The sequence below is a fragment of the Bellilinea sp. genome (genome assembly GCF_053501535.1).
On sequence record NZ_JBRCOK010000098.1, the window covers coordinates 1 to 12,584 of the forward strand.

At 49.7% G+C, this 12,584-nt stretch carries 14 protein-coding genes and 2 pseudogenes; 1 reads left to right on the forward strand and 15 read right to left on the reverse strand.

The window, feature by feature from the left end; translation table 11 throughout:
- The 15 genes and pseudogenes from ACWIZX_RS09775 to ACWIZX_RS09845 form a co-directional block, all read right to left on the reverse strand.
- Positions 1-214, reverse strand: a pseudogene (locus ACWIZX_RS09775) (alpha-ketoacid dehydrogenase subunit beta); the annotation flags it as partial.
- Complete coding sequence (locus tag ACWIZX_RS09780) at positions 207-1,214, reverse strand: thiamine pyrophosphate-dependent dehydrogenase E1 component subunit alpha (protein WP_448335619.1); 1,008 nt, start codon at positions 1,212-1,214, stop codon at positions 207-209. The pseudogene ACWIZX_RS09775 and the gene ACWIZX_RS09780, both read right to left, overlap by 8 nt.
- 2 nt (positions 1,215-1,216) lie before the next feature.
- Positions 1,217-2,182: a sugar-binding transcriptional regulator gene (locus ACWIZX_RS09785; RefSeq protein ID WP_448335620.1), complete on the reverse strand. Its 966-nt coding sequence runs from the start codon at positions 2,180-2,182 to the stop codon at positions 1,217-1,219.
- Positions 2,183-2,546: 364 nt separating this feature from the next.
- A complete protein-coding gene (locus tag ACWIZX_RS09790; RefSeq protein ID WP_448335621.1) occupies positions 2,547-2,984 on the reverse strand; it encodes a CBS domain-containing protein in 438 nt (145 codons plus the stop codon).
- Between the two features lie 257 nt (positions 2,985-3,241).
- The gene (locus tag ACWIZX_RS09795) at positions 3,242-3,397 is read right to left on the reverse strand and encodes a lmo0937 family membrane protein (RefSeq protein ID WP_448335622.1); all 156 of its coding nucleotides are present in this window, start codon (positions 3,395-3,397) and stop codon (positions 3,242-3,244) included.
- A gap of 201 nt (positions 3,398-3,598) precedes the next feature.
- A complete protein-coding gene (locus ACWIZX_RS09800) occupies positions 3,599-3,853 on the reverse strand; it encodes a GlsB/YeaQ/YmgE family stress response membrane protein (protein WP_448335623.1) in 255 nt (84 codons plus the stop codon).
- Positions 3,854-4,221: 368 nt separating this feature from the next.
- Positions 4,222-5,427: an AI-2E family transporter gene (locus tag ACWIZX_RS09805; protein WP_448335624.1), complete on the reverse strand. Its 1,206-nt coding sequence runs from the start codon at positions 5,425-5,427 to the stop codon at positions 4,222-4,224.
- 32 nt (positions 5,428-5,459) lie between these two features.
- A complete protein-coding gene (locus ACWIZX_RS09810; protein ID WP_448335625.1) occupies positions 5,460-6,734 on the reverse strand; it encodes an AI-2E family transporter in 1,275 nt (424 codons plus the stop codon).
- Positions 6,735-6,909: 175 nt separating this feature from the next.
- On the reverse strand, positions 6,910-7,032 hold the full coding sequence (locus ACWIZX_RS09815; protein WP_448335626.1) for a hypothetical protein: 123 nt from the start codon (positions 7,030-7,032) through the stop codon (positions 6,910-6,912).
- Positions 7,033-7,212: 180 nt separating this feature from the next.
- Entirely contained in the window at positions 7,213-7,629 is a 417-nt protein-coding gene (locus ACWIZX_RS09820; protein WP_448335627.1) for a YggT family protein, read from the reverse strand.
- Complete coding sequence (locus tag ACWIZX_RS09825; protein ID WP_448335628.1) at positions 7,626-7,817, reverse strand: CsbD family protein; 192 nt, start codon at positions 7,815-7,817, stop codon at positions 7,626-7,628. Before ACWIZX_RS09825 ends, ACWIZX_RS09820 begins: the two co-directional genes overlap by 4 nt.
- 51 nt (positions 7,818-7,868) lie before the next feature.
- Positions 7,869-8,288 (reverse strand): hypothetical protein, encoded by a 420-nt coding sequence (locus ACWIZX_RS09830; protein ID WP_448335629.1) that lies wholly within the window; start codon positions 8,286-8,288, stop codon positions 7,869-7,871.
- 328 nt (positions 8,289-8,616) lie between these two features.
- Positions 8,617-9,159, reverse strand: coding sequence for a Dps family protein (locus ACWIZX_RS09835; RefSeq protein WP_448335630.1), 543 nt, complete (start codon positions 9,157-9,159; stop codon positions 8,617-8,619).
- 127 nt (positions 9,160-9,286) lie between these two features.
- A complete protein-coding gene (locus ACWIZX_RS09840; RefSeq protein WP_448335631.1) occupies positions 9,287-9,970 on the reverse strand; it encodes a response regulator transcription factor in 684 nt (227 codons plus the stop codon).
- Positions 9,971-9,973: 3 nt separating this feature from the next.
- Positions 9,974-11,677 (reverse strand): ATP-binding protein, encoded by a 1,704-nt coding sequence (locus ACWIZX_RS09845; RefSeq protein WP_448335632.1) that lies wholly within the window; start codon positions 11,675-11,677, stop codon positions 9,974-9,976.
- A gap of 508 nt (positions 11,678-12,185) precedes the next feature.
- On the opposite strand from ACWIZX_RS09845, the pseudogene ACWIZX_RS09850 reads away from it, so the two are divergent.
- Positions 12,186-12,584: pseudogene (locus ACWIZX_RS09850) on the forward strand (PQQ-binding-like beta-propeller repeat protein); the annotation flags it as partial.

Sequence of the window (12,584 nt, forward strand, 5' to 3'; positions counted from 1 at the left end):
GGGCAGCACCGATACAGGCGCCGGCAATGCCGGCTTCGGAGATGGGCGTATCGATCACCCGCTCGGGTCCGAATTCCTCGATCAGGCCGGCGCTGGCGCCAAAGGCACCGCCGTAGACCCCGACATCTTCACCGATGAGAAAGACGGTGGGGTCCTCGCGCATCTTCTGGGCCAGCGCCTCGCGTACGGCCTCCACGTAGGTGATCTCACGCATACACGCCTTCCATGATGGTGCTGAGATCGGGTTCAGGACTGGCCTGGGCAAAGGCCACGGCCTCTTCGATCTGGCCGCGCGCCCGCTGCGCCAGTTCGGCTTGTTCGGCCTCGCTCAGGCCGAGCAGATCGGCCAGCCGTCGAATGGGATCGCGGGCCTGCCAGGCCTTGACCTCCTCGCGGGTGCGGTAGAGCTGGCGATCGCTCTTGGAATGGCCGCGCCAGCGGTAGGTCAAGGCTTCCACCAGGGTCGGCCCCTGGCCGTGACGGGCCCGTTGCGCGGCCTGGCGCACGGCCTCGTAGACGGCCAACACGTCGTTGCCGTCCACGGTGACACCGGGCATGCCGTAGGCCGCCGCCCGCAGGCTGATGTGGGGGATCTTGAAGGCTTTCTGCACCGCCATGGACATGGCGTACTGGTTGTTTTCGCACAGGTAGATGACCGGCAAATCCCAGATGCTGGCCATATTCAGCGATTCGTGAAATGCGCCTTCGTTGGCAGCGCCGTCCCCGAAGATGGTCAGACAGACCTGCCGGGTTTTGCGTTTGCGGATGCTCAAGCCGACCCCGACCGAAATGGGAATGCCGCCGCCGACGATGCCGTTGGCGCCGAGGTTGTTCATCTCCACGTTGGCAATGTGCATCGAACCGCCCCGCCCGCGGCAGTAGCCGGTTTCTTTGCCCAAAAACTCGGCCATCATCAGGCGCACATCACTGCCCCATGCCAGGCAGTGCCCGTGTCCGCGGTGGTGGTTGAGCAGGTAATCGCCATCCTGCATGGCTGCGGAAGCGCCGACGGCAACCGCTTCCTGCCCGATGGAAAGATGCATGGTACCGTGTACCAGCCCGCGCGCAAACAGGTCTTCGGCTTTTTCTTCAAAGGCGCGGATGATATTCATCTGCAGAACCCACTCCCGCAGGCGGGGTTCTCCCAATTCTTCGATCAGCCGCTGGTGATTTGGCTGATAAATTTCGGTTTCCACCAGAGAAGTCCATTCCATAATTACTTTGCCTTTTCTCCTTCGATGTATTTCTGAATGCGCAGTGCAGCAATTTCATCGGTCACAAGATGGTTAATGAAGCCTGCCCGGCTGGCTGCCAGAATGGGCAGCGCTTTGGACTGCCCCCCTGCCACCCCGATCCGCACCGGAATACCGCGCAGCGTATTGGCATCCACTCCGACAATGCAGCGGGTCAGCGGGGTATCAATCAGGTTGCCCTGAATGTCAATGTGAATGGCACACACATCCCCCACTGCACCGGCCTCGCGCAGGGATTCCAGCTGGCGGTAATCGAGATAACCGGCGCGCAGCAGGCTGGCATATTCAAAATCCACCGTACCAACCCCCACCAGCGCCAGGTCAATTTGCGCAAAATGATGAATGACCCGCTGAACGTGGGGGGCGTTCAACAAAGCCGTACGGGTCGTTTCGCTGTCCACAATCAACGGCAGGGGCATGGTCGCATACTGCCCGCCGAGCAGCCGCGCCAGACGGCGCGCCAGCTCCGGCCCGTCAATATCCGGGTTGGGGGTACCCAGCGAGCCGATCATCTGCACCACCCGCAATCCCTCCAGGCTTTGGGTGCGTACCGCGTTGACCGTTTCGAACAGGGCGGTGCCCCACGAAGTGCCGATGGTGATGTGTTCGTGCAGATGTTCTTCCAGCATCAAAGCGGCCATGGCGCCCAGGCGACGCAGCATTTCAGTGTGGGTCAATGCCCCGCGCTGTAAAACCCGCACCTCTTTCAGGCACAGCGTATCCTGCAAATAGGTTTCCAGCTCGCGCACGCGCTGCAGCGGGTAGTGAATGCGGATTTCAACAATGTTGTTTTCGCGCGCCTCGCTGATCATGCGCGAAATCATCGAACGCGAATAACCGACCTTTTGAGCGATCTGGCTCTGGGTCAGGTTTTGCTCGTAGTACATTTCAGCAATCCGGGCGAGCAGTTCAATACGCTGCGTTTCCATGGGTTCGGGCAGTGGAAAAAGGGATTGAGATTAATGTACAAAATTCGCGCACAAAATACAATACATTTGTGAATATTTTTCACAATTGTGAATTTAGACAACAAGCGGAAAAGTTGTGAACAACAACGCCGATTGGATAAATTGGTAAGCCTTCAAATCGGGATGTTTAATCCATCAGATTTATGCGAAAATTGCAAATGAATATTTATGCAATTTTGTATTTTTATTCAAGTTCTATTGACTTATGCAACACGAATTTGTAGAGTATCTTTGGAATAAATAAATCAATTTAGAATAAGTATCCCCCTACTCCATAATTTATTGCGAGGTTTAACCCTCGCAATATGTGGTGGCGGATCATCTTTTACTTGATGGTGGCTTGAGAAATATCTTTCACAATTTCCCCTGTTTTTTCCGGTGTATTCAAACGTATCGCCACATCCGCTTGAGAAATGATCCCGACTACTTTATTTTCATTGTTGACGATGGGGATTCGGCGAAGCTGATATTTTGACATCGCTTCCAATGCACGATGATAATCATCCTCAACCCGAACGGATACAACCTTACGGGTCATTACGGCTTCTACTTGGGTGGTTTTTGCGTCACGGGCTTCAGCGACAACCTTCAAGGCAAGATCACGATCCGTAATTATGCCAATCAATCTTCGATTTTGCTCATTATCAATTACCAACAGGGAGCCGATATTCTCGCGCTTCATCAACTCTGCAACTCTTGTAACGTTATCAGTTGGCAGACAACAAATGGGATTGGGAGACATTACATTCTCGCAAGTTTTCATAGGATTTTCCTTTCATAGACAAATGAATTTTGCTGGTCGGAGTACAAACAACAATGGTCAATCACTCCAGGCCAAGGGATGAAGGATCGTCTGAATCCAATCGTCATTCTGGATAAAGAATTCCTTCCAAAGACTTCTTGTGCCATCCGCCATAGCCGGTGGATTAACCGACTGGCGGAGTGGATGATGACGTGATTGGGTAATTGTTCCAATCACCTTTCTTGAATTGGGTTGCTTTTATGCCTGCAAAGCGCGGACTAAACGAGCCCAAGCAACTGCAAGAAGACCAGAATGATCGCGATCACAATCAACGCATGAATCCAATTTCCGGTTTTTGGGAAACTGGGGCTAATCCTCCGGCCAAAAAAGCCGAGCAGCCATAGTACGACGAGGATAATGACAATCGTCCACATGATATTTCTCCTTTTGGTTTTGGTTTGCTAATTTGCCAGATGTCTGGCTAATTTTTCCAGCAAGGTTCATTTCGAGGTCAAAACTTTAAAATCGATTCTGCCCTCGCCGGGTAATGGTGTGGTGGAGGTGCATTCAAGCACCCCCACCCTTGAGCGGTTAATTTACTTCCTCCGCGGGGAAGAATGGCCGGGTATTTTGATTTATCGCCCTCGGCGAACAAGACGAACAATTGCAAGCAAAATGATGGCACCCAGCAGTGTCACCAGCATGGTCGGAAGCGTGATCGCATCGTTGATAGTTCCGACACCAAATATTGGGCTAAGGAACCAGCCAGCCAGAAATGCCCCAACAACAGCTACAACGATGTTAATAAGCAAGCTTGAGCGGTCGCGCATGATCATGGTTGCCGCCCAACCGATTACTGCAGCAACAATCAAATAAATTATGATATTCATTGGTTTCTCCTCATATAGGAATATTTTTGTTTCCTGGGATTCCAGGTTTTTGGTTGACCCAAACCTCCCTTCAAGGAAGACTGGATTTGGTCTTTACTCCAATATCATCTTATCCGATTGGAGCTCGCCATGTCCCGCATATAACCTGAAAAATCTCTATAAAAATCTATCTATCCTGAAACAATGACCAGTCTTCTGTCGAAAATCCAGCTCAACTACCTGCATCCCACCCAACATTTTGCGATTGGCTTATAGAATTGCCGGCCAGCCACAATGAGAGTCTCGCCAAAATGTCCACCCTGAAAACGAACCAAATAGATTGATCCTGCATTACTCATGATCGAGATTTCATATAACTTGTACTGGTTTTACGAAAGATCACTTTTTATGGATCCGGCTTTCACCAATTCTCCTTCCGCATCGGCAAACTCAGCCGAGTCAACCGCCTGAAGAAGGGGTTCTGCTTTTGCAATCAATTTGGTAAGTCGTTCCATTGAGCTGGTCACAAGCGGCAAAGAATCCCCTTCCATTTCTTTTGTTGCGCTCCTGATGCGTTCAAGTCGTTCTTTGAGATCCGAAATCTGAGCCGTAGCCCGTATCGGCAGGGGATGGGTGACCAGGCGGGTCCAAAGGATATTGCCAATAACCGATAGGGGCGGTGCCAGGATGATACCAATCAGACCAAAAACTTCTACCAGCGCAATGAGCAGAACAATGGTCAGGATGGGATTGTCCCATCTGCGGTTGAAAAGACGCGGTTTAATCCAAACCACCAAACCGAGCACAACCGCCATTGTGTAAATCACCATGTACAGGCTGAGTTGGGTACTGGTCAGCAGTCCTATCAAAAGGGGAGGAATAACTGCCAGAGGCGCCCCGACGATTGGAATCAGGCAAACCAGAGCCCCGACCAGTGCCAGGGTAAAAATGTATGGCGTTCCAAGCAGCCAGTATCCAACCCCCAACAGAAGACCTGCCAGAAAACTTTGAATTAACTGTCCGCGTATGTAAGCGCCGATTTCCAGTTCGATAATCCGCCAAATTGTTCGCGCCTGTTTGCGCTGCGTAGAAGGTAACAACGAGAGCCACAGTCTCTCAAAATTAATTTGATTGGTACTCCAGTAAACGCTCAAAAAGAGAATAATGACCGCAGCAGCGACGATGCCGCCAATGCCTTTGGTGAGATTCAAAATGAACGGCAATATATACTGCCCCTCACTGCCGGTAATTGCCTCGGAAAGCATGCTGGGGGAAGGCAGTCGGGTAATCACAGATTGCTGGAAGATGCTGCCTTCCAGCCATACTGGCAACCTCCACTCATCCTGCACTGAAACAGTTTGAGCCAAATGCTGACTTTCAGAATAGACGTTCTTACCGGTCAGAAAAAGAAAGATGCCGAAACTGCCAACGGCTGCGACGTACAGTAAAATCCATGCAGCACGCCTGATGATACTCTTCCCTTTCAGACGGTAAACCAAAGGGCGGAACGCTGAAGCGAGCGCCAGCGAGATCAGCACGTACACAATTACCACGCCAAATTGCCATAAAACCACCAAAATCAGAAGGGTAGTCATAATTGCCAATGCAAATCTGAACACGGTTTTTGTCATGATGCACCTGAAGTATGGATCTGAGCCAATAAAGTATCAAGATCGGTAGTAATCGTTTCAATTTCATCCATCACATGGTCAATTTGCTTGACTCGCAGAGTTGATCCTGTTTTTTTGAGCCGTGCTTGTTTTTGCAGGTCGTGAGCAAGGTCTTGCGCTTCATAACGAAGTCGGCTGGCATAATTACGGTCAACTGAAGGCTCTTGCGCCATGGCGGAGGGGTGAAAGACATAGCGGTTGAGTAATAATTGAATAATCGCTGCAATCGGAATGGCCATAAGGGCGCCGGCTATGCCAAATAAAGTGCTGAAGGCAAAAATTGCCAGCAGGCTGACGAATGGATTGACCCCCACCGCTTTACGCATCACGCGCGGCACGAGGAAGATGCTTTCCAACTGCTGAATTACCAGAGTGGCAACAACCACCCAAATCAATTTTGAAGGGGCTATGGATAAAGCAACCACACCCGCCGGTATGGCGCCCAGAAATGGCCCAATCATCGGCACTGCTTCCAGTAAGCCGGCAACAAGTGCCAGTACCAGGGCGTTGGGTAAACCTAAAAGCATATAGACAACAAGCGACACTACCCCGATAACCAGACAAAGGATAATCTGGCCGACAAAATAAGAACCCACCTTGGATTCAATTGCCGAAATCAACTCAGCTGTTTTCTCTCGGTTAACTTTTGGAACCAACAATAACAGGGATTGAATTGTCCCGCTTCCTTCCAGTGTCCAGTGAAAGGCTAAAAGTAAAATAGCGGTGAATAAAAAGATCAACTTAAGGGTTGATGACACAACAACAGCAGCCTGACCTGCGAAAATCAACATGCCGGATCCGGTTTGTTGGATCGGTGTCAGGCCGGGTAAGGTCGCTGGCAGGAACTCGCTGATATCCCTCACCAATGGATCCGGAAAGGAGGAGATCCAATCGCGCAGGTTTTGGTAGTACCCCGGTACTGCACCAACAATGGTGGTCCCCTGTTCCAGGATCAAGGGAAACAATAACAAAACAAAGAGGATGGTCACGGCGAGCAACAGGAGAAAAACCAGAATCACCCCGCCAATCCGCGGGAGACCTCGCCGATTCAACCAGCCAACAAACGGTCTGATTACCGTGCCTAACAGGATGGCGATGAATAAAGCAAAGAAGGCCTGATAAAACCGATAAAACAGAAAAAAACTGAGGGCGACAATCGCAAACACGAGCGTTGCCCCCATAATGCGTCGAAACGTCCATTCAAATGTTTGTGGTGTTGGTGGAACTGTCATACTTCCCTTCAAAATCTTCTTAACCGAAAATTGAAATTCGAGATTCGGAAAACCCGGTTATTCTTGAGTCGGCAGCAGCCATTTTATTTCAACAGCAGCAGCACGAAGAAAAATCAACCGGGCATTTCCTTACATTACACTTACCAGACAAGCTGGAAAAACTTATCCAGAACTGTCATCCTTCATACATAGCAATGGGCTTGTCAGCCAACCGACGTTCAGCTTTTACCATTCGGCTGGCAAGCCAGCCGATAACCGCCCCAACGGACAGCCACAAGATGAAATTTATCAGGTTCACAGGTCATTCTCCTTTCAAAGAATTCTATACACCACACCGTTTTTTGACCTACCATGAAATAAACCGGCGAGGTGGTGAGGATTTGGGGTGAAAAATTATCGGTTTCGTTTTCGTGAGATTTGGTGACAAACAGTGCCGAATCATTTTCCACGAAGGCAAACCCTCACAGCCGGCAGTTGTTCAGGTAGGGTTACCATCATGCTGAGGAGCATGCTCTGTAACAACTGTTTGCCGTGTGCTCATGGGGCCGCGCGGGCGGTAAAAAAGAACATAAACAAGCCGCACTATAGCCCAACCGACCAGGCCGTAAACGATCATAGCAAGCAGGGTGGATAATTCGAGCACCATACCGCTGGCCGCCGGGGCACCCATCAGGCTGGCAAATGGAGCCACAAAAAGGTCGGTCACACTGTAAAGAAAGGTTGCAAACGCATTGGCCGGGTTGACCGCGATCAACTTGAAGATAAACCGCAGCCCAAGCACTCCCTGGAGAAGGCCAAGCATCAACCAGATCAGCTGGGTGACTTTAAAACCAGTAACCCGCGCTTGGCCTCCCTGTTCGTGTTGGGTAGTTCTGACTTCTTTGTAATCGGTCATTTTGTCCTCTTTTCCAATTCTTCTTCTGCCTGCTGCCGGGTGTATCCGTACTTTTCCTGGAGCAGACCGAGTAATTTATCCAATTTACCGTTGACTTTTTCCAGGTCATCATCGGTCAGTTCACCCCACCAGATTTTCGCCTGTCCGCGCAATTGCTTCCATTTTCCTTCAAAGATATCGTTGTTCATCGTGTTTTCTCCTGTAAAATCAAATTCTTATGTTGAGGGGTAATTTAATGGTCACCGGGCAGGTTTGAGTAACATACCCAGCATCAGACCAACAACCATGGTAAGGGTAAGGGCTACCCACGGGTATCTGACCGCTTCCCTGCCGAGGCTACCGGGAGCTTTGTCTGCAAATTCCTGAACTTTGGTATTGTATTGGTGTAATCCGTGTCCCACTTCTTTCCTGACTTTTGCCGCAACGCTCACCAGAGTGTCTTTGGCATCACCTGTTAATTGTTCCAACTCTTTGCTCATGTCAGAAACGTTATCTTCTGCCCATGTGACGAGGTCGCCTTTAGCATTATCGGTTCCTTTGGAAAGGTCATCCCCAAACCTGGTCACTCTGGTAGCGCTATGCCCGGCCAGAGTTTCCATGTCTTTTTTAATTCTGGCAATATCCTGCCGAATTTTGTTTTCCAATTTTCGATCATTCATTTCATTATTCTCTTTTCTGGCTTTCGCCTTAATTTGTGATCATGCCACAATGGGTGATGCCCAATCACAGCATTTCACTGAATAAACTTTTTTGGTTCGTCAATCCCGACTCGCCCGACTTACAATTACGGTTTCGCCTTGCTGAGCGTGCCCATTCTGGCATTCTCTCAAAAAACACCATCTAGTCGTCCAGTAACCGGGCGGTTTTGATTTGTTCCTCAAGCGGTTCGACCTTCCTTCCGAACCAATGATCTCGACCATCGGCATTGGATTCATCAGGAACGTTTGGTAGAGCCTGGCTAGCCCTTAAGTTAGGGGAAAGGTGAAGTCAAGCAACCTTGTGTTGGCGCTGATTGGTCTCCGGTTGAATATACGAACGAAGTCGCCAGGCCATCTTTTCGTGCAAACGCATCACACTTACCAGCAATTCAAAAGTGCCTTCGTCTTCGTAATCCTCGTTGCATTTCCTGACGTCTTCACGCAGGAGACGAATTGAGATTTCATGGTCGGCCAAAAGTTGTAAAATATCTGGGACGATGCCGGGTTGTTCCGCTAAGCGAGTAAGCCTGATAAATTCATTCAGGCTGCCAATGGCAGTCCCGCCAAGCATACGCGCTCGCTCTGCAATCTTGTCAGAGATGTGATTCAGTTGCTGGTATTGCGCCTTGAAAAGGATTTGCAGGTCAAAGGAACGTGTTCCACATATATTCCATTTCGCGCTGCGGGTTTTTACCGACAGAACAACTTCATTGGCCAGCGTATGGTTGAGCATGTCCACAACCGAATGACGGACATCGCTATCCAACCCGATATTCGGCTGAATCTCAACCGGCGGGCTCATGCTATATCGGCTGCTTTGTCGGTTACGCATATTGCTTCCTTTCTTTAGATGGATTTTTCTCTACTACCATCGTAAACGAAAGGAGCTATCAATGTCCCTAATACAACCTGTAAAATCTCTATTAAACGGTGAACCGAAAATTGGGATGTACGGTGAATCAGTAGATTTTCTTGGAGTGTAAATTGTATCCCATTCCGGGTACTGTCTCGATCAGCGCACCATATTCCCGCATTTTCTTGCGCAATCGGCCAATATAAGAATGTAAATAATGGTTTGAACCTCGATATTCCACTCCCCATACTGAAGCAATCAGTTCATCGTGAGTAACGATGGAATCCAGATGAAGAGCCAGTTCAGCCAGAATGGCATACTCCGTTTTGGTCAGGTGCAAATCATTTTCGGCAATAAAGACGCGACGTTGTGCCAGATCAATCCTTAACTCGTCAATTTCTATCTTGGTTTCAGATGTTTTTGCTGACACGTACGACCGGCGAAGAAAAGCCCGTACCCGCGCCAGTAATTCTTCAGACCCAAAGGGTTTGGTCACATAATCATCCGCACCGGCATCCAGGGCAGCAACTTTGAGATCTTCCTCCAATCGTGCGCTCAAGATGATGATCGGTACGTCCGAACGCTTTCGGATATAGGACGTCACATCAACCCCGGAAAGTCCCGGCAACATTAAATCAAGCAGAACCAGATCGAAGGGGATTTTTTCAAACAGGGTAATTGCCTCATGGCTATCTGCCGCTTCTATAACCGAGTAACCCCGTTTGGATAGGTTAACCCGCACCAGCTTACGAATGCTCGGGTCGTCTTCAACAAGTAATATATTTCCCATGGTCTACCTCTCATCTTTTGCGGGTGTTTCCGATTCATGCAAAGGCACACGCGGGATGGTAAAAGAAATTGTCGTCCCCGGAGTATTTTTCCTCTTTATCCAGATGCGACCACCATGAGCTTCAACCAGGCCTTTACAAATCGCTAACCCTAAACCGGCGCCTTGTGTCGAACCTTTCTCGATATCATCTCCCCGCCTGAAAGCCTCAAAAACCCTTTTATGTTCAACCGGAGGAATACCAGGACCTTGATCACTCACATTAACCTGAATAAAACCACCGCGCACACTGGCCGAAATGCTGATTTCAGTACCCTTTGGAGAATAAGTGGAGGCATTGCGAATCAGGTTGACAAGCACCTGCACAATCCGCTTTGCGTCAACGTAAACGGGCGGCAAGTTGGCCGGGATGTGAAGAGAAATGGTATGCCCCGCTGTCAGGCTTTGAATCTGTGACAGTGCCTCTTCAACCACCTCGCTAAGCGAATTGGATTTCATGGAAATTGGCAACATTTCCGCCTCCAGTCGAGATAAGTCCAACAGGCGATCTACAAGTTCCTGAAGCCGGTAAGCCTCATTTTGAATGGTCTGGATAAAATCGTTCTGTTCATCGGCATCCCACCTCACATCTTTGGCTAATAAGGTTGAGGTAAAGCCAAGAATGGAAGTTAAGGGCGTGCGCAGCTCATGCGAGATCATCCCGAGAAATTCGGTTTTGATTTGATTGGCTTTTTCAGCTTCGCGGCGGAAATCCTCCTCTATTGCAAGTTTCTTAAGGTTGTAGAGAGTGATGGAAGCCTGACTCATGAGTACATTGAGATGACGAAGAGCCGATGGATCAAAATGATGGCCTTTCGAATAATATACCAACAGGCAACCCCCCCATTCCCCTATCGCAATCAACGGGAAGATTACCATGTCTTGAACCTGTCCTTCCAGAAGAAAATCGCGTACCCATGATGTCAATCTGGGATCTGTTTGAACGCCAGAGATGATCACCACCCGGTTGGGTTTGAGTAACTCCCAAAACCCGGTTTCTTCATATAGATTGGATTCGCTCAACCAGGAGGTTGGATCTTGTCCCGACTGCCACGAGGCTGTTAATTCAACACCACCGGCGGGACCTTTTTCAGGATCTTCAAAAGTGAGCAATGTTGCCCGCTGAGCTGAACGCAATTCTCGGGCAGACATTACAGTTTTCAAAACCGTTTCAGGTTTTCGGGCCAGACTCAACCTCCGGCTGAGATTAACCTGTTCGCGGAATCGCTCCAGAGTGATGCGCAACATTAATTCAAGCTGTTTTTGAGCGGTGATGTCCTGTGCAATACAAAATAGAAGGTCTTCTTTACCAGATTCGCTGTGGAGTAAAATGGTCCTCGTCGAAACCCAGCGCTGGCTGCCATCTGGACGCAGTATGCGATACTCTTGATGGAAAGGTTTGCGACTGTTGAGAGGTTTTGCCACCATCACTTGCACCCGATCTTCCGGGTGAACACTTTCAATCAGAATCATAGGGTCGGCATACAAACTTTCGCAAGGCCGACCCCAAACACTCTCAAAGGCTGGGCTTATGTAAAGTATTCGACTAAAGTCAATTTTCTGCAGCCATACAACCTGTTCAATATTCTGCACAATCTGGTTGAGGTAGAAATCGTTTTCAACCCGGCTCTTCCAGCTCTGCAGATGAGATTCCGTGGAGCTTTTAACCACCAATTCTCCTGACTTTGTTTTCAATCAAATCCAGTAATCTTCTGAAGCACTGGCGAATTCAATGAGACCTTCCTTGTGCACTCTTTCATCGTTTTCATTATACAACCTGCTCTAAAGAGTTACAAAAACAACACCCAGTTTATTAAAGCCGTGATGTGTAAAAGTGCCCGGAATATCCGTTCACCTGAGTTCGTTGGGGTTCGTTGAGCGGTGAGAAATTATGATCGTGGAAAGCCACGACATGGATCTCAGTTTAAGTTAACGTGAGTTCGGGATAAGATCAAAACCCGGCATGCGATGCCAATGCCCCCACCTGCACCTCCCCCAAAATCGCAGGGGCGATTTTGGGGGAGGCGGGAGGGGGACGAAAATGCGAAAGTTGATGTAGAAATGATTTATTCCGAATTGAGGTTAAGTTAACAAAAACGTTAACTTCGCGCCATCCGGCTATTCCGTATAATTTTTATAATCGTTTTCTTCACCCGGACGGGCAGAAAGGAGTAAGGCGATGCCCGCGCGCAAGTTCTTTTCCCATTTTCTTTTTACTTTTCTATGTATCTTGACCGCGCTGGTCTTTTCATCGCTTCCATTAAGCGGTCTGGCAGCCCCCCTGCTGCAAAGCGGCTCAACGCCGGTCTATCTGCCCTTCATTGCCAAGCAAAGCGGCGCAACGGAGTGGACGCAGCACGCCCACGATGCCCAGCGCACCAGCTTCACCCAGCAGGGGGTGGCAACCCCTTGGCGGCTGAAGTGGATCTGGAACGGCCCGGATGGGCAGGGTAAAATTGCCAGCGGCAAGTTTGGGCTGCCGCGCAACGTGCAGCCGGTGACCGGCGGCGGGCGGGTGTACGTTGCCGCCGGCAGCGATGGCGTCTTTGCGCTCAGCGAGGCAACCGGTGCACAAGTG